Raw genomic sequence first — 26,594 nt, 5'->3', positions numbered from 1 at the left:
CAGCCTGCGCGCCCTACTAATAGCTTGTAGCGCCACGAAATCAGGCCAAAGGGCATTGCATGGACATTCTCGTTTCGACCGACTGGCTGGCCGCAGAACTGGGCAAGCCGGACCTTTGCATCCTCGACGCCAGCCTGTTCCTGCCCGGCACGCCGCGCGACCCGCGCGCCGAGTTCGAGGCCGCGCATATCCCCGGCGCGGCCTTCATGGACCTGCCGACCCTCAACGACCCCGACGATCCGACCCCCGGCATGCTGCCGCCAGACGCGCTGATGACGCAGCGCGCGCAGGCGCTGGGCATCAACACCGACAGCCGCGTCATCGTCTATGACAATAGCCCCACCCACAGCGCGGCGCGCGGCTGGTGGATGGTGCGGCTCTATGGCCTGGGCGCATCGGCCGCGATTCTGGACGGCGGCCTGCCCAAATGGGTGGCGGAGGGCCGCGCGACACAGAGCGGCCCCGTCACCCCCGCAACCGGCAACGCCATCGCCCGCCGCGCCCCCGGTCAGGTCCGCACCAAGGCCGACCTGATCGCCAATCTGGCAAGCCACGACGCGCAAGTGCTGGACGCGCGCGGCGCGGGTCGCTTCACGGGGGAAGAGGCCGAACCGCGCCCCGGCATGGCGTCCGGCCATATCCCCGGATCGCGCAACCTGCCCTCCGCCGCGTTATTCAATCCCGACAACAGCATGAAGACGGGGGACGATCTGCGCCAGTTGCTGCAGGACGCGGGAATCGACATGGAGCGCCCGGTCATCACCACCTGCGGTAGCGGCGTGACCGCGGCGATCCTGCTGGCGGGCCTTGAAATGCTGGGGAATCGCGACGTCACCCTTTATGACGGCAGTTGGTCCGAATGGGGCTATGATCCCGCCACGCCCAAGGCGACCGGCCCGGCATGAGCAAGGGGGGATCGGACAAGGACGCGCGCAAGCCGCTGACCAAGCTGGCGCAGGCGGGGCGCAAGCCCGAATGGACCGGCATGCCCGGCCAGCCCGGCGCGATCGTCAGCCCGCCGGTCTGGCGCGCATCGACCATACTTTATGATGATGTCGCCCATCTGCGCCGCGCGGCAGGCAGCAGCACGCATGAGCGGCTGTTCTACGGGCGCAAGGGGACGCCGACGGCCTGGAGCCTTGCCGACGCGCTCACCGAAATGGAACCGGGCGCGGCGGGCACGATGCTGTTTCCGTCGGGCGTCGCGGCGATCGCCTGCGCGCTGATGGCGGTACTCAAGCCCGGCGACCGGCTGTTGATGGTCGACAGCGCCTATGACCCGACCCGCAACTTCTGCACCCAAATGCTTGATAGTTACGGTATAGAAACGATATTTTACGATCCGCTCGATCATGTTCAGCTTAGTGTCGCCTTAGCCGATGAGAGGGTCCGCGCCCTCTTCCTAGAAAGCCCCGGCAGCCTGACCTTCGAGGTGCAGGACGTGCCCGCCATCACCGCGCTCGCCCGCCAGCATGGCGTCACGACCCTGGCCGACAATACCTGGGCGACGCCGCTCTATTTCCCCGCCCTGTCCCATGGCGTCGACATCTCGATCCTGGCCTGCACCAAATATATTGTCGGCCATAGCGACGTCATGATGGGCAGCATCACCGCCAACGACCAATGGTTCGCCAAAGTCCGGCAGACCGCCTATCTGCTGGGACAGATGGTCAGTCCCGACGACGCCTGGCTCGCGTCGCGCGGGCTGCGGACGCTCGGCGTGCGCCTCAAACAGCATCAGGACAGCGCGCTTGCCGTTGCCCGCTGGCTGAAGGATCAGCCGGAGGTCGCCCGCGTCCTTCACCCCGCTTTGCCCGACTGCCCCGGCCATGCCCTGTGGCAGCGCGATTTCAGCGGATCGACCGGCCTGTTCAGCTTCATCCTGAACGGCGGGGACGATGCGGCCCGCGCCGCCCTGATCGACGGCCTGGCCCATTTCGGGATCGGCTATAGCTGGGGCGGCTTTGAAAGCCTGGCCCTGCCGATCGATCCCGCCCGCTACCGCAGCGCGACCGTCTGGCAGGCGCAGGGACCGGCCATCCGCCTTCATATCGGACTGGAAGATCCAGCCGACCTGATCGCCGACCTCGCCGCCGGCCTTGCCCGTTTCCGCGCCGTCCGCGACGGGGCGTAGGGCGATGCTATCGGGCATAGACTGGCTGTTGGCCCATGTCCCCGACGACAGCGGCATCATCCATCCGCTGATCGCACTGGCGTTCGCGCTGCTGCTCCACCTGGCCGCCGCCGGGTGCGCCCGCTTCATCGGCCCCCGCCTCCAGCCGCGCGCGCAGGTCATGGGACCAGCCTTCGCCCTGCGGCTCCGGGCGATGCTGCGCTACGCCATTTCCGCCCTGATGATCGGCATCGCCGCCGCCTTCTGGCCCCATGATTCGGTCGGCCACCTGGTCCTGGGCATCGGCCTTGGCCTCTCGGTCGCGCTGCTCGCCGTCTATGCGCTGCGAACCCTGGCCATTCCCCGCTGGGCGGTATTGCCGCTGGCGCTCCTGCTGTTCCTCAGCATCGTGTCGGGCACCAGCGGCGGCCTTGCCCCGGTTGGCGCGATGCTCGACACGGTCGGCATCAGCCTTGGCAAGCGGCGCATCACCCTGCTTGGCCTGCTTTCCATCGCCGCCACCTGCGTCGCGCTCTTCGCGCTCGTCCGCCTCGCCAACCGGTTGATCGGGCGATCGATCGACCATACGCAGGGCTTCGACCCGACCCAGAAGCTGCTGGCGCAAAAGCTTGCCGCGATCGCGGTCATCGTCGCCGCCTTCTTCATCGGCGTCGACCTGCTGGGCATAGACCTCACGGCCTTTGCCGTCTTTTCCGGCGCGCTGGGCCTGGCCGTGGGCTTTGGCCTGCAAAAGACGTTCGGCAACCTGATTGCGGGGATCATCCTGTTGATGGATCGCTCGATCAAGCCGGGCGACGCCATCGTTGTCGGCGACAGTTTCGGCTGGGTGAACAAGATCGGCGTCCGCGCCGTCAGCGTCATCACCCGCGACGGCAAGGAACATCTGATCCCCAACGAAAATCTGATGACGCAGGAGGTGGAGAACTGGTCCTATTCCAACCGAAATGTGCGCGTCCGCATTCCCGTGGGGATCAGCTATGATTGCGATCTTGCGCTGGCGCAAAGCCTGATGCGGCAGGCCGCGCTCGATTGCCGGCGCGTGCTGCGCGAACCCGAACCCAATGTCTGGCTGATCGGCTTTGGCGACAGTCGCGTCGATCATGAGATTCTGGTGTGGATCAGTGACCCGGAAGGCGGCGTCAGCAATGTGAAGTCGGACGTCCTCAACCGGCTGTGGCACCTGTTCAAGGATAATGGGATCATCATCCCCTACCCCCAGCGCGTAATCCACGCCGCCCCGGTGCGCCCGGCCTCGCCCGGCCCCGACCTTTCGTCCACCTCGTAGCTTTACGGGTCGCGCCCGCGCGCCCGCCCGCCTATATGGATGTCATGTCGATCCTGCTGCCAGCCCTCGTCTTTCTAGCGACCGTCATTGCGATGGAGGGCTTTGCCTATGTCATGCACCGCTGGGTGATGCACGGGCCGGGCTGGTTCCTGCATGCCAGCCACCATCGCCCGCGCTTGGGAATGTGGGAGGCCAATGATCTCTATTTCGTGATCTTCGCCCTGCCCTCCATCATCCTGCTGCTGGGCGGGGTGCAATGGGGCTGGGGCAATCTGGCCACCGCCTGCGGTGCCGGGATCGCGGCCTATGGCGCGATTTACCTGGGCTTCCATGACATCATCGTCCACCAGCGGGTGAAGAACCGTTATGTCGCCCGTTCTCCCTATATGAAGCGCATCGTGCAGGCGCACCGGCTGCATCATGTGGTCGAGACCAAGGAAGGCACGGTCAGCTTCGGGTTTCTCGTGGCCCCGCGCCCGGAGGATCTGAAACGCGAACTTGCCAGCCGCAATCGGGCGGGCGTGCGGACAGCGAGTGGCGCAGCGAAAGGCGGCTAACACAACAATGTCTATTTACTCCGCCGCGTCCGGCAACGCCCGCAACGCCTCGGCCGAAGCTGGATCACGCACCAGCGCATCGACCGGCGCCAGTTCCTCCAATTCCTTGCCACCCGTCTCGATATTGAGGTCGCGCAGCTTGCGCCCGGTCACCAGCACCCGGCTTTCGAAGCTGCCGACAAAGGCGTTATAGTCGCCCACCGCGCCGTGCAGCCGGTTGCCGAGCTTCTTGAGCGATGCCGCCGCCGCCGCCAGCCGCTCATATAATTCCTTGCCCAACTGTCCGACCTGACGCGCCTGATCCTGCAACTTGGCCTGCCGCCAATGCCCCGCCAGCGTGCGCGAGAGCGGCAGGAAGGTCGCAGGGCCACAGATGATGACCCGGTTTTTCGCCGCCCGTTCCCACAGGTCCATGTCCGCCTCCAGCGCGGCGGTGACGAAATTGTCGCCCGGCACATACATGATGACAAAATCGGGCGCCTTGTCGAACTGCTCCCAATAGGCCTTGCGCCCCAGCGCGTCGGCATGGGTCCGCATTGCGCGGGCATGGTCGGCCATATGCGCGTCGCGAAGCGCGGGATCGACCTGATCGACAGCATTGAGATAGGCAACGAGCGAACATTTGACATCGACCACCATCTGCTGGTCGCCGGGCAGGCGGATGATGAAGTCGGGGCGCAAGCGGCCATCCTCGACCGTCACCGAAACTTCCTCGCTGAAATCGACGAAGGGAGACAGGCCCGCCGTTTCGATCAGATTCTTGAACTGCTGTTCGCCCCAGCGACCCCGCGTCTTGGGCGCGGCGCGCAGCGCATTGACGAGCTTGGCGGTCTCTTCGCGGACCTGCCCCTGCCCCAGCTGCACCTGGTTTACCGCCTCGCGCAGTTCGGCATAGCTGCCGACGCGATCCTTCTCGACCCGCTGGAGGCCTTCCTCATAGCGTTTGAGCGTCGTTTCGACCGGGGACAATAGCGTCTTGAGCTGCGCCTCGCTCTTCTCGTTCGCCTGGGCAAATCGCTGGTCCGCGCGATCGAGGAAGGTCTTTTGCGCTTCCCCCAGCAGCTTGCCGCCAATTTCGCTGAACTGGGCGGACAATTGCTCCTTGGCGTCGCGAAGCGCCACGATCTGCGCTTCGAACGCTTCCGCCCGCGCCTGCGTATCCGACTGGAGCGCCGCCAGGTCGCGCAAGGCTGCCTCCCGCTCGACCTGCGTGGTGTCGAGCCGCTGGGCAAGCGCGGCCTGCGCCGCTTCCAGCCGCTGCGCCGATGCCGCCGCCTGCGCCACCCGCTCCTTCTCCACCGCCAGTTCGCTGATCGCTGCGTTGCGCTGACTGACCGCCATCTCCAGCCGGCCCGCAAGGTCGGTTTTCTCCGCCATCAGCGGGCCAAGCGTCTTCCCGCGCAGCAGCCAGCCAACCGCCAACCCGATGAGCAATGCAACGACAATCAACAGGATCGGCAGGATTTCCATGAACAGCCCTTTGGGAACGAAAAGGGAACTTAGCGCCCTTCGCCAGACCCTGCAACCACCCGTCGGCGAAAGTCGGCCAGTCGCGCAACCGCCTCATCCAGCACAGCGTCCGCCTTGGAAAAGCACAGACGGACCAAATGGGTGACGGGTTCATCGGGATAGAAGGCGGAGATCGGGATCGCCGCGACCCCGGCGTCGCGCACGATGCGCTCGCAAAAGGCGCGATCGTCCATGGCGATGCCGCTGCCGGGCAGATCGACGCAGACGAACCATGTCGCCCGGCTGGGCAACAGGACAAACCCCGCCGCCCGCAGTCCCGTTACCAGTCGGTCACGCGACGCCTGATAGTCTGCACGCATCGCGCTGAACCATTCGACCGGCTTGGCCAGCCCCTTGGCAACCGCCCATTGCAGGTTCGGCGGCGTGGTGAAGGTGAGGAATTGGTGCGCCCGCGCCAGCAGCGTGACAATCGGCGGCGCGGCGCACATCCATCCGTCTTTCCAGCCGGTCAGGGAGAAAATCTTGCCCGCCGATCCAATCTTCACCGTCCGCTCGCCCATGCCCGGCTGCGCCATCAGCGGGCGGTGGCGCAAGCCGTCAAAGGTCAGATGCTCCCACACCTCGTCGCATATGGCGATCAGGTCGCGATCGACACAGAATCGCGCCAGCAGCGCCAACTCGCCGTCGCGCAGGACGATGCCGGTCGGATTGACCGGATTGTTCATCAACAGGAAGCGGGTACGGGGTGACGCCGCCGCCTCCAGCGCCGCTTGCGTGATTCGCCACTCCGGCGGGGTAAGCCGCACGACCTTCGCCACACCGCCAGCCCGCTCGATAAGGGGCAGATAGGCGTCGTAAAGCGGGGCCAGCACCAGCACCTCGTCGCCCGGCTGCACCAGCGCCAGCAAGGTCGCGGCAATCGCCTCGGTCGCACCGGACGTCACGATGACGTCCTGCGGGGTCAGCGCCAGACCTTGATGCGCCGCATAATGGCTCGCCACCGCAGCGCGCAGTTCCGGCAGACCAGCCATGGGCGGATATTGGTTGGACCGGCTGAGCAGCGCGTCGGCCGCGACGTTCAGAATATCCGCCGGTCCCGGCGTGTCGGGAAAACCCTGTCCCAGATTGATCGCCCCGGTTTCACGCGCGAGCGCCGACATCTGTTCGAAAATGGTGGTCGGCATGTCCCGATAGACGGGATGGCCATGAGCGGCGCCGGTCATGTCAGTCTCCAACGCTGCGGCAGCTTGCGCCAACGGGTAAATCGGTGCCGTCCGATTATTCCCACTCTAATATTTTTTCTACAATAAGCGATTGATTTTATTGCATAAAATCTTTTCTTTGGCCGCCAGCGCCGAGGCGCAGGCCGTCAAAAACTTATCCTTTTGATTTTACGAGATTTTTTGGCAATTTTAGCGCAGAAAAAATTCTGTGAACTATCGGCATCTATCGACCGTTTCGCAGTGGGACATAGACCTCAAATCTCGAATCTTTTGCCTCCGATAAAGTACCGTCAGAATCGGCAAAATCAATACACCCACTCGATGCTAGATCGCTGGGATGGCGGGTGGCCTTAGCGATTAAGGGAGGCCGAGATGAAGTGTGGCTTCACAGAATCATCAAACGCAGCTATCATCACGCCGTAAGGCGTGGTGGCCGGAGGCGGAGCTTAAGATACTGGGATTTCGCGCTGATCGCCAAGCCATCGGAAACAACGCTGGCTTAGGACGGGCGCTGAATGACATTTGTAGCGTACCGTGATTCTAACCAAGAATCGCTTCGAACGCCAGAGGGCGTTGATGCTCAGCTCTTAAAGCTACTCGATGCTAAGGGAACTGATCCTGATTTTTGGTCGTCCAAGGATCGGGATCGGACTGACAGCGCGCATAATATTTTCCAGTATCCCGCGATGATGGTCCCCCTGGTTCAGCGCCGATTACTCGGTGCAGTGCTGGATGCCCGGCCAGAGATCCAATCGGTGTACGATCCCTTCATGGGGTCGGGTACGTCGCTTGTAAGCGGGATGCATTACGGGCTCAATGTCTACGGAAACGACATCAATCCGTTGGCGGTACTCATTAGCCGTGTCCGCACTGCTCGATCGGTGGAATTCACGGTTGGCGCGATCGCCGAACAGGTGGTTAGCAACGCTGCGGCTGATCGGCGAGATACGATCGAGACCTCCATGGCGAACCGTGAAAAGTGGTTCCAGGCGGACGTCTCATTGGAGCTGTCCCGCCTCCGGCGCGCGATCCGCAAGTGTGACGACCTTTGGGTTAGGCGGTTCTTGTGGGTCACCCTCGCCGAGACCGTCAGACTGACGAGCAACGATCGAACCTCAACCTACAAACTCCACGCGCGCCCATCGTCCGAAATCGAAAAGCGGGTCTTATCGCCGATCGCTGTCTTCCGCGATCTGGCACGCAAGAATGCTGCGAGCTTCTGGATGTTCCGGCGTCGCTTGAATGATGCCAAGCAGCTCAAGTCCGCCAAGTATGTCGCCCAAACCGACGTTCGGGTTGGCGATACGCGCAACGCCCAGGATTATTGGGGTGACGCGGCCCCATTCGACCTGATGATGACATCCCCGCCTTACGGGGACAATCTCACCACGGTCACCTATGGCCAGCACTCCTATCTCCCGCTTCACTGGATCGATTTCAAGGACATCGACCCGGCGGCGGATATCGCAACCCTCCGCACAACCCACGAGATCGACCGCCGTAGCTTGGGTGGTGCAGCGATTGAAAACGTTTGGACGGAGGAGAAGTTGCTTGCCGCATCGTCGCGGCTGAAGCGCTTCGCGGATGGACTGCCAGCCAAGCCGGAGGACGGTCGCGCTAGGTTGATCCGCTTTTACAGGGATTTTGGGGCAAGCCTTGACAGCATCCTGAACGTCATGAAGCCGAACAGCTACATGATTTGGACCGTCGGCAATCGTAACATCGCCGGTCAGCAGGTGCCGACCGATCTAGTGCTCGGCGAACTTGTCGAGGGCCTGAAATGTAAGGTGGTCACTACTTTGACCCGGCGGATTCATCACAAACGGATGCCGGATCGAAACGCCAGCTCGGCGACCATGCGCGAAGAGAAAATACTCCTCGTCCGCAAGATTGAGGCCTAACCTGTATGGCCGATCCACATTTCGACATCAGCGCGGCCGTTGTCCGGCAATTGGGCGACGAACTGGTTTCCGACGAGGTCACGGCGATTGTCGAGCTTGTTAAGAACGCCTACGACGCGGACGCCACCTATGCCAACGTCGTCGTCAACACGGCCGATGCGCCACCGGGCGTAGAGAGCAGGTTTCCGAAAGCCGATGGCTACGTAACTATCGAAGACGACGGCATGGGTATGAACCGTGCTGACATTGAGCGCGGCTGGTTGATGATTTCGCTGTCCGGCAAGCGGGTCATGAAGGCTGCTGGGCACACCACGCCGAAGGGACGCACCCCGCTTGGCGACAAGGGTTTGGGCCGCCTCAGCACTCAGAAGCTGGGTCAAAATCTGGAACTTTACACGCGCAAGGATGGACAAGCCGAAACTCTGCATGTCGCCTTCGCTTGGAATGCGTTCACCGACGACAAGAGCCTCAGCGAGGTCCCGGTTTCGATCGAAACGGTGACGAAATCCGCTCGGAACAAGGGCACCATGCTAGTCATCTCCGGCTTGCGAAATGCGGAGGTTTGGCGCGGTCGCGCAGTCGAGAAGCTGATCGCCGATCTCTCTCAGATCATCTCGCCGTTCGCCGAGGCTCGTCCCTTTTTAGTGACGCTCCGCATCGACGGGCGCCCGATCGACCTAGGGCAGGTTTCGGCAAAGGTCCGCGGCGCCGCTGTGGGGAAATTCGTTATCAATTTCGTCGACGGCGCCATGAAGCTGACCGGGAAATTCCGGCTCGTGAAACTCCGCGGCAATCAGGACATAGACTCATACGAGCAACTGCTGGCGCGGGATAACGGCCGCGCGTTCTTCGAGTATCTCAAGGGGCGCAAGGCGCCAGTCGATTTCAAACTCAGTGACGATCCGAACTACTTCTTGGAGTTCGACTACCGCCTGTCGCTCTCGGCGCTCGGCGGCGTTGAAAAGGTGCCATCGGACGAACAGAACGCTCCGCCGATAGATGCCAATCCAGGACCGTTCCACGCCGAGATCGACGAGTTTCTGCTGCGTGGCGATGAGGTCGGAGCCAAGCTTGGTGGCCTTGCGAATACGAGCGAAGTTAGGGGGATCGTGCAGCTTCACGCGGGCATCAAGGTGTTCCGCGATGGATTCGCGATCAAACCCTATGGCCTGAACGGGGAAGATTGGCTGCGGCTAAGTGCGCAGCAGACCAGCGCATCCTCCTATTATGGTCTGCGCCCGCAGAACGTCATCGGCTTCGTGTCGATCAGCGAGGCAGCGAACGGCCATCTCAAGGAGAAGACGGATCGGGAAGGCTTCGTTTCTAACCCGTACTCACAGAATTTTCGCCGCCTGATGATCCAGGCCGTCGATATGATCGGCAGCTTCTACGAATGGACCCGACGAAATTTCAATGCCTACAAGGCGGCGCTTCCCGAGCAGACCAAACCGTTTGAGGGCGGGCGCAAGGCGATTGCGGACGCTGAGAGTGTGGCGCGCCGATTGGCGAGCTACAGCAAAGCGGCCAAATCGCTGGACGCCAACACGACGGCCGCGCGGCAGAAGATCGCCGCAGTGACGACCCGCATTCGGCAGGCGCCCCTGCTGTCGAGCGCTGCCGAGCGGGAGTTAGCGGGTCTCCTCACCGAGGCTCAACAGGCTCTCGAAGCATCACAGGTGCTGTTCTCCGACCTAACCGGGTATGCGGCGGAAGCCAAGGATCTCGCCGACATTGTGGCTGTGCTGTCTCCGCGGTTGGATGTCTTGGCTGATCAGCTTCAGGATTTCTCCGAACTGGCAGGCTTGGGGCTGCTCGCCGAGGCGCTCTCCCATGAAGTTCAGAACCAGACCGATCGCTTGATGCAGAAGGCGTCTGCGGCCGTGACGCGCGCCAAGAAATCCGTGCCACCGAACGTAGAGCTTCTGGTCCTAGGCCAGGATGTTACTTCGGCGGCTTCAGCACTCCGTCGGCAGATCGGCCATCTGTCGCCGTCGCTCCGCTACCAGCGCGACAAGATCGATATCTTCCCAGTTTCAAAGCTCATTGAGGATATCCGCGAGCACTTTGCGGATCGGTGGGCCGACAATGGCATTCAGTTGGAAATCGCGGCTGGCAGCGCCGATTTCGCGGTGAAGACCAACCGCGGGAGGCTGACTCAGGTGGTCGATAACATCGTGCTGAACGCCGAGTATTGGCTGAAGGAAGCCCAGGCTCGCGAGGCGGATTTCGTGCCGAAGCTGACCATCGCCTATGCGTCGCCCCGGCTGCGAATTTGGGACAATGCCGGCGGCGTCGATCCAGCCGTCGAGGACGCTCTTTTCGAGCCCTTTATTACCCTGAAGCCGAAGGACGAAGGGCGGGGACTGGGTCTTTTCATCAGCGCCCAAATCCTGGAGTCGATGGGGTGCGCGATCTCCCTCTTGAGTGAGCGTAACGAACACGACCGCAGGTATATTTTCGAGCTGGATTTCTCAGGGATTGTCGATGGCTAAAACACCAAAGCCCGCCAAGGCGAAAGTCGCGGCCCCGCCGGTGGCGGCTCAGCCGACCGAACTTTCTGCAGAAGCAACCCTTCCGCCCATGGCGATCGAAGCCGAGGCCAAGGCGCCCCCTGTCGAAGGTGGTGAGCCGTTGGTCGATGACACTCGCGCCAGACTTGCTCAACTCTTCGCCCATCTGAAAATTACCAAGATCGTCTTCGTTGACGACAAGGCCGAACTTCAGACCGACGCTGGCGGCGTCATCAAGGTGTTGGCGGCGAACGAAGCAGCGAAGGAACCGCTGGCCGACTTTTTCCCGGGTGTAACGCTGACGCTTGAGAACGATGCCTTGCAGGAACAGGTGACCGCCCGCCTTGGCGAACTCGATGCTGAGGGGCTGGCGACCCTTCGCGAAGTACTGGCCGCCCAGAGCGATGACGCCGCCGAGCGTGAGGCGCTCGGGCGGCTGCAGGACTTGTTGCCTGAGGGGACGACCGCTCACTTGCTGACACCCCACGCCTGGCACGAGCGGCGCGACGCGCTGGTCGGCGAATGCGCCGAAGAGCGCCGGACTCTGTTCCTCTTCGACCAGGAGTTGGAGGTCGATGACGCGACCTTGGGTTTCGCCAAGGGCTCTGACATCATCCGCGACATGGCCGAGAAAGAAAAGGCCGGCTTTGGCACGCGGTGGTTCTGCGGAATGCTGACTCACACCGTTGCAAAGGGCGACGAGGTTACGTCGTGGCGTCAGTTGGAGAAATCGGAAAGGCTCGATCTTCGATTCTTCATGCCGATCGCCAAGGCTGCCTTGGACGACGCGCCGGCCTTTTACGGAGCCGTTTACCGCACGCTCATCAACACCTACTGCCAGACTATGAAGAATTTGGCCCAAGACGCTTTCGAGGAAGCGTTGAAGGACGCCTTGGAACGCTTTGCGGACCTAGACCCCATCGACTTCGAGCATATGGTCGTCAATTCGTCCGGCGTCGAAGGCGTTTCGGAGTTGGAGACCCTGATACGGTTATACGGTATCATTCAGAAGGATCAGGTCAAGTCGCAGATCCTCCAGCAGGCCAGAGTCGGTGAGTTTGCTGCCGCCGCACGATCGGCGAAGGATGTCGCCGATATTGGGCGAGCGTTGTCGGTGACTTCGCAGCAGCGTCTGCACAAGTTGCGGCGGGAGGAGCTGTATGAAAGCGATGAGCTCGTTAACAGCTACAACGACCCCCTTCGCAACGGTGACCTCTTCGAGATCGGGGAAGGCGACGATTTGAAGCTTTGGGTACTTGTCGCCCAGCCATGCGATCTCATGGTGCGCAGCAATGGCAAGCGCGTCCGTGAAGAGAACTTCAAGGTCGCCGTCTTGGCGCCATTGCGCACTAGGCCTTTAGGGGATGAGGCGGGGGCGAGGGAAGGATTGAATTTTTCGCTGGAACACTACGATCACGGCGGCGCTCAATCGGCCGTTGTTCTATTTGCTGACGCCACGCCCGCCAATCTGCAGGTTCTAGACCTTGCCGTCTTCAACAAGGACGGGCGTTGCCAATTAACTGCTGCGCCCGACCCCGCCGTAAGTCTGCCGAGTCGAGCGTGGGAAAGGCGGGACGCCGAACTGCGCAATCACTTCGGAAAGGTAACCAAGCAGATCGAAGCAGCTCGCAAGGCTCACAAAGACCCCGTCGCCGATCTCCTCGCTGCTGCGATCATTCCGCGGGGCGCGCCGAAGAAGGCGTTCGCCAAGTATGGCGTGTATGAGAGCGGCGCATTTAGCTATCCGATCCGCCGATGTAGTCGTATCCGTGATCCCCTGGCCACTTCGCTGCTCATGGCCTACAGCCGGTTCTTGGCCAGGGATGCCTATGAGCACGACTTTTCGAAAGCTGAATAGAGGTACTGAGACGAGCCCCAACCTCCACCCGGCGGCGAAATTACTAAGGCGACGACCATAAGTCCTAGCTTCGAAGACCTGAGCAGGCGTTGCGAACGTTAAGCGATATTCAGGCGCTCGCATATATCGGCCAGTTGATCGACGATGTCCGCAATCGCTCTTCTCAGGTCACGGCAGTGCTGAGCGCGCGGCCGCAGGCCGCAACCGTTCCACACACGAACAGCAGAGACTTCGCGCGCGACATACCGACGTAGAGGGTCTCACGGTCGGCAACCGGATCGCACGCATCCAACCCCCACAGGATAATGATGGGCCGTTCGAGCCCTTTGAACTTGGCGACGCTATCCACGGTGATTGATCCCGGTCCATATCCTTCGAGATGACCCCATCTCGCTGTTTTCGGGATGGTGGTCGCCGCCAACGCACGCTCGAACGATGAGCGGGCACGCCCGTCGCAGAGGAGGACGCCGATGTCGTGGGGGGGCACGCCTTCAACCGCGACCAGGCGGGTGACGAGCGCAGAAATCTCGCGCGCCTGACGATCAGTGTCGGGCGCGGTCAGCAGCGCGACCTCGGTGCCGGCGATTTTCGGAGCCTCAATCTTGGCGCCCCGATAGTATCGATACGCGGCGGCATGAATGGTCGTGGTGTTCCGGCAATTTTTGTCGAGCAGCATCGGCTCGCCCTTGATCGGTATCGCGGCCGAGCGCCCGTAGATGTCCTGGTTCTCGTCCAAGAAGACGTAGAGCAGGCCGTCAGCATGGTCGGAAAGCATCATCTCGATTGGCATCCAGAACTCGTCGCCAAAGTCCTGTGCCTCATCCACAACGATGGCATCATAATGCGGCCCGAACGCGTCGATCGCGAACGCCAGGGCTATTGGCTGGTGGTGGTCGAACTCTGTCCCGCCGGGATAGTCGTGCCGCGCCTCAGCCATCAGGTCGCGACCCAACTCGGATTTCGCCTTATCGATCCAGCGCTTGCAGAGTTGGTGGAAGGTAGCGACGTCGAGTCCTTCAATGCCCTCGCACTGCTCCCGCAGATGATCGGCAAGCCCGCGATTGTAGCAAACAAGAAGAGTCTTGAGGCCTTCCTCGGCCGACCGTACCGCCTTTTCGCGGGCAATGAGGGTCTTGCCTGTTCCCGCACCGCCCGCAACCATGACCCGTCGCTGCCGCGACAGAAGGTCGAGGATCGCGGCTTGTCGTTCAGTCAGCTCGATCCGGGTCTGCTCTTCCTGGACGAGTCGGGCCGACACCAATGGCCGGGTCATCGATACGCGAGCCAAAATCCGCCGCACTGTCGCGACACCGCCTACTCCCAGCTCGGACAATCGGCCCTGACCGCCGGGACCTGCCCAGTAGGCAAAGGCCCGATCGACCCACTGCGATATCAAAGTCATGTCCTGGCGACCGCCGATGATTTCGAGAGGTGCGTCAGGGCCTACGAGGCCACCAACCCCGTCGACATCCGGGAAGAAGGCGGCATGCCCGAGCGCGATGCGGCCCAAGCCCAGCTTCTGCCAGAACGGGCTTTCCTTAAGCTTCTCCAGAATCGCGAACTTACCCTTCATCGCCTGTTCGAAAGGGTTCGTGATCTCGTGCTCGTCGCCATGTCGATCGATCGATGCGAAACGACGGTTAGCGTAATCGAGGATCACGCCGCCGCCTTTCACCTCGACGACGAGAAGACCGTGCCGCGGGTGGCAGATGAGGAAGTCCACTTCCCCATCGCGCGGGCCCGCCCCTCGGGGTTTCGCGATCCACTTGACCGAATGAAGCACGAGGAAGTCGTCGCCAAGTCCCGATCGGAGCGCTTCGTAGAGCTTCCTCTCGGCAGAGGATTCCGTCGATGCGTCTAGCGGTGGAATGCAGATCGCCATCGTCAGTCCACGAATTCTAAGCTGGAATTGAACGGGATCAGCTTGCGCCCCTCATCACCGAAATTCATCAAGAGTGAGATCGCAATCCCGCGACGATTGACCTGCTCGATAGTGCCGATGCCCCACATGGCATGCTTCAGCTTAACGCCCACCTCCAGATTGATGTCTGCGGCCGCCCCGACCTCTTCGATCACGCCCTTCCATCCATGGTCGAACCAGTATTCTACGACCTTTGAGAACGGGTTGGCGATCGCGCTGACCCGCTGGTTTTTCAGATCGCGAGCATGCTCGACCACGTAAAGCCAATATTCGCCCGGATAGGTCTGGGCCGTCGCGAACTGTACGTGCGATAGCTTCACGCCTCGCTCCGTCCATTCGCCCTCAAGGCCCTTCACTTCGATTAGGCGACGCGGCATACCGTCCGCGACAGCCGACACGATGTCGAAGCCCGGATTATTATGTGGCTGCTCAATAGGATCGCGCCCAGCTCGCCTCTCATATTTGAGGACCGCTTCGATCGCCGCGACATCGATCAGCGAGCCGATATCCTCGCCTGCCGTATACTGATCACCGGATGCCCCCTCTCGGGGCGTGGCGTTCGCATAGGAAAGCAGGCGAGACCGTCGCTCCTGGCGTTCGGCCCTTGAAGGCCCTGGCCGGCTGTGCGATCTCGATCCCCAGCCACCGCCGCCGGATGTTCCACCTCCGGTGGATTCGCCCGTTTCAGCTCCGAACTTGCCGCTGTCGGCTTTGGATGAGAACGGAGCGTCTTCGGCTTCACTTCCTTCGCCTTCATCTGATTGTTCATCCGCAGTAGTCTTACTACCGGTCGCATCGATATCGCCGCTGTCGACTTCTTCAACGGCGGTCTCGGCCTCGTCGCTCTCTGGAGATAGATCGTCAGAGGCATCGTCGTGATCATTACCGGCCAAGCCCTCGTTGATCGCTTCTTCGTTTGTGACATCTCCGCCGATCGACCCCTCCTCATCGCCCGCGACCGTCTCAGGGACGTCTTCGTCTTTGGTATCGTGCAGATCCTCAGTCTCGGGCAGATCCTCGTAAGGCGCCTCAGGTGGATGGTAGTTCGCATTCTTGAGCGCCCGTTCGGCGTCGACCCTAGTCGGCATGGTCACAATATAGGCAGCCGTCATAATTACCGGCGGCAGATCCACTCCGATGGTGAGCTGCTCTAACGGTGCGAAAATCGCCTTGAAGGCAGCGGACCAGTCAAAACTCTCTCCCGGCGTAGCCCGGACATAGAGAAGCGAGGCCCCTATGTCGAAATAGGCATCGGCCTGACTCACTGGAGAGCGGACCGGGGGGTCAAACTCGACAATCTCGACATTGACCTGCAACCGCTCGACCATCTGTACCTCAATGCGGCTCAAGATGCTCCGCAACCGATCGTGAAACTCCACACTGGGTGCTAGCCACAGCAGGAGATCGCCGCGCGTTTGCAGGCGCGCAGTGGCCTCCGGGGCAGCAATACCCGCGGGAACCTCAGCCAATCTGAGCCGCGCGATCTCCGAAAACCTGGCGACACCGAGTTCCTTGTAGAGCCGCGTTGCCGCGACCCGCGATACCGCAGGCGGCGACACGAGCCTGTCATCGAGGGCACCCGCGAAAGGTTCAACAAGGATCGGCGAATCCAACCAAGTGGCCTCGTCAGCCCATATCGTCGCGCCAGAGAGATTGAGAAGGACAGGGTCTTCCCCGACTGCCTGAAGCTCGGCGAGCGCGCCCTGGTCCTCGCGCTCGAGCGCGTCAGCGAGCCAAGCGAGGCACCGCCGATGCACCTCCTCGTCAAGCTCGGTGATACTCGCCTTCGCCGCGATACCCTTCAGGAGTGCGACATAGTTTGAAGCTGTGGGAACGTCTTCGACACCGAGATGGCGAAACAGCGTCTCGCGCAGTCGCATCCTTGGGCTCGGTGCATGCCAGTATCCCCGAAAATAGGTTGGCTCCCAAAAGATCTGATCCGCTCGGAGATATTCATCCAGCTCTGGATCGTAGATACACGCGGTTCCGGAGAGCCTGTCTATGGATGCTGCATCTTCTCCACCGAGGCGTTCGCTCAGCATGCCGTAGACGACGTCCGAGGCGGGAGCGCCGCTCGCCATGCAGTGTTCGAGGTGTGCCACGACTGCCTCCGTCGGAGGCTCGGCCTTCATTCCGAGGAAGTCGAGGAAGTCGACAAGCGAACGACTAGCTTGCCCGCCGCCCCGTAGGATCGGTAGATCGACAACATTCACCTGCGAAGCGTAGCCTGCGGCGCGGAATGATCGATAAAGGCCCGTGGGGCCAAACCGCTTTCCCTCGATCCGCTCTCCGCTGATAGCCGCAGGCAGCCAGGAGATCGACCTCAGCCGTTCGAGCGCGGTTCGCTCTTCACCAGTCAGGCGGGCAAAGCGCTCCAGAATGTGGCGGACGATCGGCTGCGTCTGGTCTGCAATTTGATCGATGGTGCCGGTGGCGGCTATCGCATCGATGCGCGAGACTAGATGCTCGATGGACACCGTGCGGCGCATGCCGAGCGGGCCTTCCAGAACGTCCTGGAACCGCGCTGCGGCCTGTCCCGCTGGCATCCAGTTCTCATCTACGAAAAATCGCTTCTCGCCGCCGAGCAGCGCGTCGATCTGCGGCGACCAGAAATAACACTCAGTGGGTCGGACATAGGTCCCGGACCGAGTACGGACAAAGGGCAGGCCCGCTAGCGACCGCAGGCCACCTCCCGCGTCCAGTTCAGCGCGATGCTTCAGAATCTCATTCAGCAGCGCAACATATTGTTCCCGAGTCGGATCACCCTTGAGGATGTCCTCGAGATGATCGTCAACATATGCCTGGAAGGTGAGCACGTCGACGCGCAGCCAGTCCCGCGCAAAGGCCTGTACGCTGTCCGACATCAAACTTGTGTCGACAAGTTCGAAATAACCGACCGGATCTTCGAATCCGCCCGGCAGTTGGCCGCGCGAAGGCTCGACGAACCCCGAACCTGTCCGCAGAAAGGGGGTGTTTGCCAGCTTGGCGCAGGACGCTGCGGTGACTCCATCGGGTACGAACGCGGGCAGAAGATTGTAGAGTTCGCGTTGACCTTCACCGCCGAGACCGATCACCGCGCTCGCCCTTTCTTTATCAGGGATCGTAGCTGCAAGGTCCCGAGCAAACTCGTCGAAGCGATATACGTCGATCAACCCTGCGAGCGCCTCGAACGCGAGAACCTCGCGCTGAACCATAGGCGTTCCCGGCAGGAAACGATGAATCCGCTCGGTGGCGATCCCCATAGGCGGGCGGTAGAGGTCGTCGATCGACGCCGGCGCGCCATCATAGTCCAGAATGAACTTGACGGCCTTCAACCGGTTAACCAGCGCAGGAAGATCCTGGCGAGCCTTCGATTGCGTCAAGATCGCATCAACAGCCGCCCATAGGTCCTGCAGATTGGCAGCTTCTGCGGTGATTTCCGTGACTTCAAGCGCGGCGACCAGAGCTGGCAGACGCAAGGGTGACGCAGCGAGGGCCTGGAAAACCGACCAATAAGGGCGAAGGTCTGCATGGAGGAGTTTCAGTTCAATTGAAGCGAGGGCGGCCTGAGCCTCGGCAGAAAGCTGCTCAGGGAGATGGCAGTCGCTTGGTCGCGCCATCTGTTCGTCCACCGTCAGCACGCTACGCGATGCTTTCGCGACGACCTGTATCTCCAGCCAGAAGGATTGGAACGAGGCCTTGTCTTTCAGGGCGAACGCGGCGCCTACCAAGGACCATAGCCGGCGCGGGCCGATGAGATCCCGCATCTCCTCGAAGCTCTCCGCTATCGCCTTGGCGGCCGCATCTAGAAGTAGTTCGTTCCAGTACCGCTCGTGCTGCTCTCCGGTAAGCGTGATCGTGCGCCGCGTGGGATGCGGAAAGAAATCAGCATTGATGTGCAGCGGCATGCCGGACGCCTGCTCGGTCGGCAGATAGGCGTAGAGGAGGCCACTAACCGATTCCTCGTGGACCGGCAGGGCGATACTCACAATCGGCGAACGATCCAACTCGACCAGAGTGGGAAAGTCCTCGAAAATTCTCCGCTCGACCGCAAGGTCGGAGGCGTCCCGTGTCAGGATTTTCCATTTCTCGTGCCTGCCCTCCGGTTTGATCTCGAGACCAACCACGCTTCCATCCCGGGCGATGGATACAGAGCGCACGAGAATCCCGTTCTTAAAGAGTTCGATCGTCCGCAGGTTGCGAAGGAAGAAGAGCCCCTGTGCCATGACATCTGCGATCGCGTCGACCACGAGGCGAACGACATCAGGCGGTGTCGGGGACGCATTAAGGCCCTTGCGAGTGTCGGAGGCCAGAGCGGCCCACGGCAATTCGAACTCGGTTCCTCCGCTGCGTGGAACCACCTTCGTCTCACCTGAGCCATCGATCGGGATCAACTGCATCTCGATGCCTGTCGAGCGCACAATGGGAGTATCGGTGACCTGATAGACGGAAACGAAACCGATCCCGAAACGACCGATCTGAGAGGCGACGCGGATCTTGTTTCGGCTCCCCATGCGTGAGATCGCATGGAAGTTGCACGCTCGGTTGTGGCCATCAGGACCGCCTCCCTGCTCCCATGGGCAGCGAATTTCGTGAAGGCCGCAGGTTGAAAATTCCGCGTCGTTCCGGACGAACAGGCCAGCTTCTGTCACGTCGAAGACAAGGTTCTCCGCTCCCGCATCGTCCGCATTCTGGATGAGTTCGAGCGCCATAACGCCGAAGCCCTGAAGGCCAGCCAAAGCTTGCTGGATGTTACCCAGAAGATCCGCCTCATAATTGAGGGTAATGGGCGACGCCTCTTCCAAGTTCAGCATTCACACTCCCCCGACAAGGTGTCGTAACAAACGACAACATCCTTACCGCCAGCAACGCTGAGACTCGAGTGACGGAATTTGCGCGTCAGCGCGTTAGCGTCTTACCACTTTCGCCCGCGTAAACGCTACGGATGTTGAATAGAAAGCGGTATCATGCGGCGGCGGATGGCGGAATATAGGAGGGTTGAACGCGAACATCGAAACAGTCCAACGCGCGCTCCGCGCGGTCATATATAATATCCGTTCTCAGGAAGTCCTCACCGATGTCTACAGAAGCCGCGGTGGTGGCCATTGAAACGCTCGCAACACATCCACAAAAAGGATAGGACAGGAGGCAGGGCTTGCTGACACTCGAAATCTTCGATGACGGCGGTGTTTTCCGTCATGGCGATGGTTATGAACAGATCGTCGAGGAACTGGATGACGCGCTTGATCAGCGCGACGGCGGGACGCTCGCGCCTGCAAAGTACCTCAAGACGCTGAAGGCGCTGGTCGATCGTCACCCCCACTTCATCGATGGCTATGCCCACTTGGGCAATGCACTCATGGAAGAAGGCAAGCCCAAGCTCGCACTGCAAGCCTGTCTTCATGGTCTGGACGTCGGTGAGCGCGCGATCCCCGCCAGCTACGCCGGTTCGATCGAATGGGGCTTCCTGGAAAATCGCCCCTTTCTGCGCGCGGCGCATGGCGTTGTCCTTTCGCAGCTCCGGCTTGGCCAGCGCAAGGATGCTCTACGGCTGATGGAGAGGATGCTTGCCTGGAATCCGAACGACAATCAGGGCATCCGCTACCTGATTGGTCCGGAATATCTACGCGCCGGTGAAACGGCAAAGGCCGAGCGCTTTTTCACGGATGAAGCCCCACACTACCCGCCTTATCACTATGAGCATGCCCTGCTGCACCTGAAGGCCGGTGACCCCATCTCTGCCGCGACTAGGTTACGCCATGGTTTTGTCGCGAACGGCTATATCGCCGAGATGTTGTCCGGGAACCCCGAGCCGGCGGCGCTTGCGATCTGGCACGGCTCGAACTTTGCCGAACCGGAGACGGCTCGCGACTATCTGAACCAGTGCGGCGACCTATGGCAGCGAACACCGGATGCTGTCGCCTTTGTACGCTGGCTGCACACGCATCCCAAAGTTCTCGCCGAAAGAGCCGCGGTCCTCGAATGGCAGGAGGCGCTGTTGTGGGAGCACGACTTTGAAAAACGGCAGGCGTTGGGCTTGAAAGAGGAGGCAGCACGCGCGCGGATCGACGATGTCCTTTCGGCGGATATCGTTCGGAAGAAGGCCGACCGCCATGGGCGGCCGATAGAACCATGGCGATATCAACGCATGCGTTTTTGAAGCCTTGATTACGGTGCCCCGCTTCATGGTTCTCGGGTTCGTCCCCGTAACCATCTAAGCGGCGCGACGTTATTTATAAGGCGGATCGGTGATCGGAAAAAATCATATTTGACCGATAATCGTCGATAGTTTGTCAAATATGACTTAAAGACTGCGCGCCATTTGCATCTCATCACCGACGAAAGCAGCCTCATAGTCGCGCGCCGACGCGCCAGAGACGCCAACCTGTCTGAAGGCCTCCCGCCATCCGTCCGAAACGCGCTGCGCCATTGTCCGGATCATCTCCCGTGCCTCGGCCTCGGGGATCTCGAAAAACGCGCAGGCTTCCAGTGCGAGGATGATCGACCGATCATGGGCGCCGCCCTCAAGGATCGCCGTCTCGAGATGGGGGTTGCGATCCGGTGCTGGGTTCACGTCGAACACCGGCGACAAGCGCCACTGACCCGCCCCCACATAGAGGAAGCCGTGGTTCTTCAGGTGATCGTCTTTGTTGGACACGAGGATAGTGAAGATCAGACGCCGGTAGAGTTCGCGGAAATCGGCCACGGGATTGGGTGAGTAAGCCCGCATAAAATCGACGATCTCAGTATAGGAACCCAGCTCCGCCCCTGTCTTGCCGAGCGCGGTGCGCGCGGAGATGTAAGGGATCCGAGCGGCCCCGCGTCGGTCGAACCGCTGGATCAGTGCAACTGGAAACGGCGTGTCCGCCAGTTCCAACCGCGCCTCGGGCGTGCGGATACCGCAGGCTGCCGCCAAGCGCAGCGTCGCGACCTCGACGCGCTCGATCGGCTGTTGATCGTGGACCGAGGTGAACTTAGCCAGCCACAGCGCGTCGCCGTCCTTGACATTGGCTTTGGGGCGAGCGCCGCCGGAGCCACCGGCACCGGCCAGCGCCTGCATCTCCTCGGGCGAGATTTCCTTGCCTTGCTCATAGGCTCGCGCAATCGCCGTGATGGTTTCGAGATCGACCAGACGCGGAACGGCGTCCGCTGCCTTGCCGCGAATGACCTCGCCCTTGTCATCCAGAAAGCGCAATGCACCTTGCCGGCAGGCATCGTCGGAAAGCGTCAGATACTCGAATTCGTTGAGACCATTGCCATAGGCGCGTTCGAGCAGCCTGCGTCCCCAACTGTCCGGAGCCGCATCCGCAAAAACGCCCGCCAATGCGTCGCGCATGTTGCCGGGCTGACCCGAAGTGTGGAATGGGCCGGCCTCAAGAGGGAAATCGGGCTGTATGGCGAAGGCGCGCGGGTTTTCGATCCATTCGGCACCATAAGCGAAAGTCGAGAATTGCCGTGGCCCGGTATGGGTGAAACGCAACTGGCCCACCGATGTCCGGCCTTCGCCAAGCGCGACATGGGCGACAAAATCGGCCATCAGAAGGAGGCCCCGTCAGGGTCCACAACGTCCTGCCGATCCTGCGTCTCCTCCGTCTGAGCCTTCTGCTTTTTCAGCCTTGCCGCGAAGGAGCGGCCCCTGCGCGGTCCGTGCTCCGCTGCCAGCGCCAACCCCAGATCGTCCTTACGGATATCGACCAGGTCAGCGAGCCGCTCCAGAAGACCGAGCACAACGAGAACGTCGGCAAGCGTTCCGATGGCAACGCCTGGATCACCCCGTTCAAGACGGGCGATGGAGCTTGGCGAGGTTCCCGCACGCACGGCGAGATCCGCCACAGCGATGCCACGCCGCAGACGCGCGTTGCGAATATCCTGGCCCAGCCGTTCCAGTGCTGGTTTCGCCTTAGGGGAACCCATATCAATCATCCATATTTGATAGAATGTCGCCATTAATCGATCATATATGACTGATTACGCCTTTGGTCAAGATTTCTAGCCAGTTTCCCCCAGCAGCGGCATCGTTTCGGTTCGACATCTGCGGCCAGAAGGTGGGGAAGGCCTTCCCCTGCGTCCGAGCCTTGGGTCTCGGCCGACCCCTTCGAGCTGGGAGATCCCCGCAACGCCCCCAGAGTGAGAGGGCGGATCGGTTTCTGTGACGGGTGAATAGCTGGGAGAGAGGCTCCCGCGCCAGTCGTGGAGATTGGTCCCATGAACATGCAAGTACTCGATGCGCGCCGTGACACGAGCGGCGGTTACAAGGTGGATGTCAGCCGTGGCGAGCGGATCGGCCGCGTCTCGTCCGAATGGTTCTCGCGCCCAGCCGACGAGCGCTACCTGTCGCTGTCCGAGTTGGCGCGATCGGTGCGCGATCGCTCCGATCGCAGCCGGACCCGCGTGGTGGAGAGTGCGCTCATCCACGTCGAGGCGAACCGCAACGACCCGGAACGGCTAGCGCTGATCCTGCCGGGCACCGACACGGCCACCGCGCCAACGCACTGGTCCTTTGGACAGCTCGCCAGCCTGGTCGGAGCGCCCGCCGCCTATCTCAGGCAGCTCCCAGCCGCACTTGCCGCCATCAACCTGCAATACGGCCTGACCTCCAATCGGGCCGAGCAGATCAAGACGCTCGAAACCGATACTGGCCGTGTCGAACTGCGTGCCGTCACTGGCCCGGACTATGGCCGCATCTACGATCATGAACTGGTCGAGGCGGTGCAGCGCATTGCCGGCAACGGCACGGGCGACACCCGGTGGAAGGTGCCGGGCGTGCTCGACTGGTCGACCGGGATCTACAATCCGCGCGTCGACATCACCAAGGATACGACCACGCTCTATGCCTCCGACCGCGACGTCTTCCTGTTCCTGGTCGACGACCTGAATCCGATTGAGGCCGGCCGACTGCCAGACGGATCGCCCGACCTCTATTTCCGGGGCTTCTATTGCTGGAATTCCGAGGTCGGCGCCAAGACACTCGGCATGGCGAGCTTCTATCTGCGGGCGGTCTGCCAGAACCGCAATTTGTGGGGTGTGGAGGATTTCGAGCAAATCACCATCCGCCACTCCAAATATGCGGCCAACCGCTTCGCGCACGAGGCGGCCCCGGCGCTGTTGAACTTCGCGAACTCCTCGCCCCTGCCATTCGTCAACGGCATCAAGGCGGCGCGCGAGCGGATCGTCGCCAGAACAGACGAGGACCGCACCGACTTCCTGCGTCGGCGCGGCTTCTCCAAGGCCGAGACCGGCAAGATCATCGACAGGGTGCTGGCCGAGGAAGACCGTCCGCCCGAGTCCATCTTCGATTTCGTGCAGGGCATCACTGCAGTCGCGCGCGACAAACGGCATCAGGACGCCCGCCTAGATATGGAGGGCAAGGCCAAAAAGCTGCTCGATCGCGTCGCCTGATTTCCGCGAAGCCGGGGATGCGGTTTTCCGCCTCTCCGGCTTTCCGCTTCCGTGCCTTTCAGGTTCGCTGGTTCGTGGCGCTGCCCCCCTTTAGAGGAAGAGGGCGGCGCTTCGCTTCGTGACGGGTTGGAGGTTGAGAGAGAGTCTCTCGGCCGCCCGTCGCGGAGTAAATCCCGATGGCTACTGCCGTTCAGAAGATCATCCTGTCGTCCTCGCGCGACATCCCCTTCAACAAGCTGGTGCTCAGCCAGTCCAACGTCCGGCGCGTCAAGGCCGGCGTCTCGATCGAGGACCTCGCGGCCTCGATCGCTCGTCGCGGCCTGATCCAAAGCCTCAGCGTCTCCCCCGTCGTTGACGCCGAAGGCAACGAGACCGGTATGTTCGAGGTGCCTGCCGGCGGCCGCCGCTTCCGCGCGCTCGAACTGCTGGTGAAGCAGAAGCGTCTCGCCAAGGTCGCGCCCGTCCCCTGCGTGGTCCGCGATCGCGACGGCGCCATCCTCCCCGAGGAGGTGTCGCTCGCCGAGAACATCGAGCGCGCTGCGCTCCATCCTCTCGATCAGTTTCGCGCCTTCCACGACATGCTGATCAAGGGCATGACCGAGGAGGAGATCGCCGCGGCGTTCTTCGTGCCCGTCAACGTGGTCAAGCAGCGGCTCCGCCTCGCAACCGTCTCGCCCGTCCTCCACGACGTCTATGCCGACGACGGCATGACGCTGGAGCAGCTCATGGCGTTCACGGTCTCCGAAGACCACGATCGTCAGACCCAGGTCTGGGACGCGATCAAGGACGCATGGTCAAAGGAACCCTATCAGATCCGGCGCATGCTGACCGAGACCACAGTGCGTGCGTCCGACAAGCGTGCCGTCTTCCTCGGCATTGAAGCCTACGAGGCGGCTGGCGGCAGCGTCATGCGCGACCTGTTCCAGTCCGACGACGGCGGTTGGCTGCAGGACGTCGGGCTTCTCGATCGCCTCGTCGCCGAGAAGCTGAAGGCCGAGGCCAAGGCGATCGCCGCCGAGGGCTGGAAGTGGATCGAGGTCGCGGTCAGCTTCCCCTACGACGCCGTACGCGGCCTTCACGAAGTCTCCGGCACGCCGGTCGATCTGTCGGCCGAGGAACAGGCGACCATCGAGGCGCTCACCGCCGAGCAGGCCAGGCTCGAAGCGGAATATCAGGACGCCGAAGAACTGCCCGACGAGGTCGACGAGCGCATGGGCGAGATCGAGACGGCTCTGGCCGCGTTCGACGATCGCCCCGAGCAATTCGATCCCGCCGACATCGCCATCGCCGGCGTCTTCGTCAGCATCGACGCCGACGGATCGCTTTCGGTCGATCGCGGCTTCGTTCGGCCCGAGGATGTGCCTCAGGTCCGGACCGATGGTGAGGAAGGATCGGAGACGGACATCGAATCCGATGGCACCGCGAGCCCCTCGGTGCAGCGCGCCGTCATCACCATCGGCGGCCGGTCTGTGGAACCGGAAGAGGACGATGAGGACGACAGCATCAAGCCGCTGCCCGAACGCCTCGTGATCGAGCTGACCGCCTATCGCACCCTCGCGCTGCGCAACGCGGTGGCGGAGAACCCGCACATCGCCATGACGGCGCTCCTCCACAAGCTGGTCTCGGACAGCTTTATGACCCGCATGTACACGGGCGCCATGGAGGCAGGGGTAAAGCATATCTTCTTCCCCGTTCAGGACGAGGCGCTGAAGGACAGCCCTTCTGCCCGCGCCGTGCAGGAGCGTCACGACGCCTGGACCAGTGACATCCCGAAGGACGACGACGCCCTTTGGGATTGGCTCGCTGGTCTCGACGATGCCAGCCGCATGGCTTTGCTGGCGCATTGCGTCAGCTATGGCGTGAACGCGCTCTATGAACGGCCGAACCCGCACAGCGCGGGCGGCGTGTCGCAGCACACGCTCGATATGAGGCTCGCGCAGGCCGACCGGCTGACGCGGGCGACCGGGCTCGACTTGGTCGAAGCCGGCTGGCGTCCGACCTTCGGCAACTACCTCAACCGTGTCACCAAGCCGCGCATCCTCGAAGCCGTCCGCGAAGGCGCCGGCGAACGGGCGGCCGAGCTTATCGGTCATCTGAAAAAGGGCGACATGGCCAAGGAGGCCGAGCGTCTCCTGGCCGATAGCGGTTGGCTGCCCGAGCCGCTTCGGCTTGCCGGCGTCGACAGCGATCCCGCAGCGGACACGGATGGTGACGGCGAAACCGACGGGGCCGAGCTGCCTGACTTCCTCAGCGCTGACGACGAGTCGGAAACGCCGGCCGATGGCGAGGATGACGAACGTCACCTCGTCGCCGCAGAATGAGCGGCTCGCGGGGCGGCTTCGGCCGCTCCGCATTTT

General features: G+C 61.9%; 16 protein-coding genes. 10 read left to right on the top strand and 6 right to left on the bottom strand.

What is annotated here, in order from left to right:
• Positions 1-59: 59 nt before the first annotated feature.
• From IWY39_RS12355 to IWY39_RS12340, 4 genes are read left to right on the top strand one after another with little or no spacing between them, the layout of a single operon-like run.
• Complete coding sequence (locus IWY39_RS12355) at positions 60-905, top strand: sulfurtransferase (protein ID WP_107123444.1); 846 nt, start codon at positions 60-62, stop codon at positions 903-905.
• Positions 902-2,134 carry a cystathionine beta-lyase gene (gene metC / locus IWY39_RS12350; protein ID WP_107123445.1) on the top strand — a complete coding sequence of 411 codons (1,233 nt, stop codon included), beginning with the start codon at positions 902-904 and terminating at the stop codon, positions 2,132-2,134. The genes IWY39_RS12355 and metC overlap by 4 nt, the downstream gene beginning before the upstream one ends.
• Positions 2,135-2,138: 4 nt before the next feature.
• A complete protein-coding gene (locus IWY39_RS12345; RefSeq protein WP_107123446.1) occupies positions 2,139-3,419 on the top strand; it encodes a mechanosensitive ion channel family protein in 1,281 nt (426 codons plus the stop codon).
• A gap of 44 nt (positions 3,420-3,463) precedes the next feature.
• The gene (locus IWY39_RS12340) at positions 3,464-3,976 is read left to right on the top strand and encodes a sterol desaturase family protein (protein WP_026002142.1); all 513 of its coding nucleotides are present in this window, start codon (positions 3,464-3,466) and stop codon (positions 3,974-3,976) included.
• A 15-nt stretch (positions 3,977-3,991) separates the two neighbouring features.
• On the opposite strand, the gene rmuC is transcribed toward IWY39_RS12340, so the two are convergent.
• A complete protein-coding gene (gene rmuC, locus IWY39_RS12335) occupies positions 3,992-5,446 on the bottom strand; it encodes a DNA recombination protein RmuC (RefSeq protein WP_107123448.1) in 1,455 nt (484 codons plus the stop codon).
• 29 nt (positions 5,447-5,475) lie between these two features.
• Entirely contained in the window at positions 5,476-6,669 is a 1,194-nt protein-coding gene (locus IWY39_RS12330; RefSeq protein WP_107123449.1) for an aminotransferase, read from the bottom strand.
• A gap of 515 nt (positions 6,670-7,184) precedes the next feature.
• Here IWY39_RS12330 and IWY39_RS12325 point away from each other — a divergent pair.
• The 3 genes from IWY39_RS12325 to IWY39_RS12315 are packed head-to-tail and all read left to right on the top strand — an operon-like array spanning position 7,185 to position 12,938.
• Positions 7,185-8,570, top strand: coding sequence for a hypothetical protein (locus IWY39_RS12325; RefSeq protein ID WP_145169711.1), 1,386 nt, complete (start codon positions 7,185-7,187; stop codon positions 8,568-8,570).
• 5 nt (positions 8,571-8,575) lie between these two features.
• A complete protein-coding gene (locus IWY39_RS12320; RefSeq protein ID WP_107123451.1) occupies positions 8,576-11,062 on the top strand; it encodes a sensor histidine kinase in 2,487 nt (828 codons plus the stop codon).
• On the top strand, positions 11,055-12,938 hold the full coding sequence (locus tag IWY39_RS12315) for a hypothetical protein (RefSeq protein ID WP_145169713.1): 1,884 nt from the start codon (positions 11,055-11,057) through the stop codon (positions 12,936-12,938). The genes IWY39_RS12320 and IWY39_RS12315 overlap by 8 nt, the downstream gene beginning before the upstream one ends.
• Positions 12,939-13,101: 163 nt before the next feature.
• Here the strand turns inward: IWY39_RS12315 and IWY39_RS12310 are convergent, their stop codons facing one another.
• The gene (locus IWY39_RS12310) at positions 13,102-14,820 is read right to left on the bottom strand and encodes a UvrD-helicase domain-containing protein (protein WP_107123453.1); all 1,719 of its coding nucleotides are present in this window, start codon (positions 14,818-14,820) and stop codon (positions 13,102-13,104) included.
• A gap of 2 nt (positions 14,821-14,822) precedes the next feature.
• The gene (locus tag IWY39_RS12305; RefSeq protein WP_196871552.1) at positions 14,823-19,652 is read right to left on the bottom strand and encodes a DUF3883 domain-containing protein; all 4,830 of its coding nucleotides are present in this window, start codon (positions 19,650-19,652) and stop codon (positions 14,823-14,825) included.
• Positions 19,653-19,993: 341 nt separating this feature from the next.
• Between IWY39_RS12305 and IWY39_RS12300 the strand changes: the two genes are divergently transcribed.
• A complete protein-coding gene (locus IWY39_RS12300; RefSeq protein WP_107123455.1) occupies positions 19,994-20,998 on the top strand; it encodes a hypothetical protein in 1,005 nt (334 codons plus the stop codon).
• Positions 20,999-21,142: 144 nt separating this feature from the next.
• On the opposite strand, the gene IWY39_RS12295 is transcribed toward IWY39_RS12300, so the two are convergent.
• A complete protein-coding gene (locus IWY39_RS12295) occupies positions 21,143-22,375 on the bottom strand; it encodes a type II toxin-antitoxin system HipA family toxin (protein ID WP_107123456.1) in 1,233 nt (410 codons plus the stop codon).
• Positions 22,375-22,752, bottom strand: coding sequence for a helix-turn-helix domain-containing protein (locus IWY39_RS12290; RefSeq protein ID WP_048648545.1), 378 nt, complete (start codon positions 22,750-22,752; stop codon positions 22,375-22,377). Before IWY39_RS12290 ends, IWY39_RS12295 begins: the two co-directional genes overlap by 1 nt.
• Before the next feature lie 291 nt (positions 22,753-23,043).
• Here IWY39_RS12290 and IWY39_RS12285 point away from each other — a divergent pair, with 291 nt between their 5' ends.
• Positions 23,044-24,237 carry a DUF932 domain-containing protein gene (locus IWY39_RS12285; RefSeq protein WP_107123457.1) on the top strand — a complete coding sequence of 398 codons (1,194 nt, stop codon included), beginning with the start codon at positions 23,044-23,046 and terminating at the stop codon, positions 24,235-24,237.
• A 176-nt stretch (positions 24,238-24,413) separates the two neighbouring features.
• Positions 24,414-26,558, top strand: a complete 2,145-nt coding sequence (locus IWY39_RS12280) for a ParB/RepB/Spo0J family partition protein (protein ID WP_107123458.1) — start codon at positions 24,414-24,416, stop codon at positions 26,556-26,558.
• The last annotated feature ends 36 nt before the right edge of the window (positions 26,559-26,594 follow it).

The sequence above is a fragment of the Sphingobium sp. JAI105 genome, assembly GCF_015752145.1.
Taxonomy (GTDB): Bacteria; Pseudomonadota; Alphaproteobacteria; order Sphingomonadales; family Sphingomonadaceae; genus Sphingobium; species Sphingobium xenophagum.
Note: the sequence above shows the minus strand (reverse complement) of the source record. Positions and strands in the feature narration are given on the sequence as shown.

Excerpts from the sequence above, each read along its gene's own strand:
- IWY39_RS12320 (WP_107123451.1), top strand. The coding sequence starts at position 8,576 with ATGGCCGATCCACATTTCGACATCAGCGCGGCCGTTGTCCGGCAATTG.
- IWY39_RS12280 (WP_107123458.1), top strand. The coding sequence starts at position 24,414 with ATGGCTACTGCCGTTCAGAAGATCATCCTGTCGTCCTCGCGCGACATC.
- IWY39_RS12340 (WP_026002142.1), top strand. The coding sequence starts at position 3,464 with ATGTCGATCCTGCTGCCAGCCCTCGTCTTTCTAGCGACCGTCATTGCG.
- rmuC (WP_107123448.1), bottom strand. The coding sequence starts at position 5,446 with ATGGAAATCCTGCCGATCCTGTTGATTGTCGTTGCATTGCTCATCGGG.
- IWY39_RS12325 (WP_145169711.1), top strand. The coding sequence starts at position 7,185 with ATGACATTTGTAGCGTACCGTGATTCTAACCAAGAATCGCTTCGAACG.
- IWY39_RS12295 (WP_107123456.1), bottom strand. The coding sequence starts at position 22,375 with ATGGCCGATTTTGTCGCCCATGTCGCGCTTGGCGAAGGCCGGACATCG.
- IWY39_RS12310 (WP_107123453.1), bottom strand. The coding sequence starts at position 14,820 with ATGGCGATCTGCATTCCACCGCTAGACGCATCGACGGAATCCTCTGCC.
- IWY39_RS12355 (WP_107123444.1), top strand. The coding sequence starts at position 60 with ATGGACATTCTCGTTTCGACCGACTGGCTGGCCGCAGAACTGGGCAAG.
- IWY39_RS12305 (WP_196871552.1), bottom strand. The coding sequence starts at position 19,652 with ATGCTGAACTTGGAAGAGGCGTCGCCCATTACCCTCAATTATGAGGCG.
- IWY39_RS12290 (WP_048648545.1), bottom strand. The coding sequence starts at position 22,752 with ATGGGTTCCCCTAAGGCGAAACCAGCACTGGAACGGCTGGGCCAGGAT.
- metC (WP_107123445.1), top strand. The coding sequence starts at position 902 with ATGAGCAAGGGGGGATCGGACAAGGACGCGCGCAAGCCGCTGACCAAG.
- IWY39_RS12315 (WP_145169713.1), top strand. The coding sequence starts at position 11,055 with ATGGCTAAAACACCAAAGCCCGCCAAGGCGAAAGTCGCGGCCCCGCCG.
- IWY39_RS12285 (WP_107123457.1), top strand. The coding sequence starts at position 23,044 with ATGAACATGCAAGTACTCGATGCGCGCCGTGACACGAGCGGCGGTTAC.
- IWY39_RS12345 (WP_107123446.1), top strand. The coding sequence starts at position 2,139 with ATGCTATCGGGCATAGACTGGCTGTTGGCCCATGTCCCCGACGACAGC.
- IWY39_RS12330 (WP_107123449.1), bottom strand. The coding sequence starts at position 6,669 with ATGACCGGCGCCGCTCATGGCCATCCCGTCTATCGGGACATGCCGACC.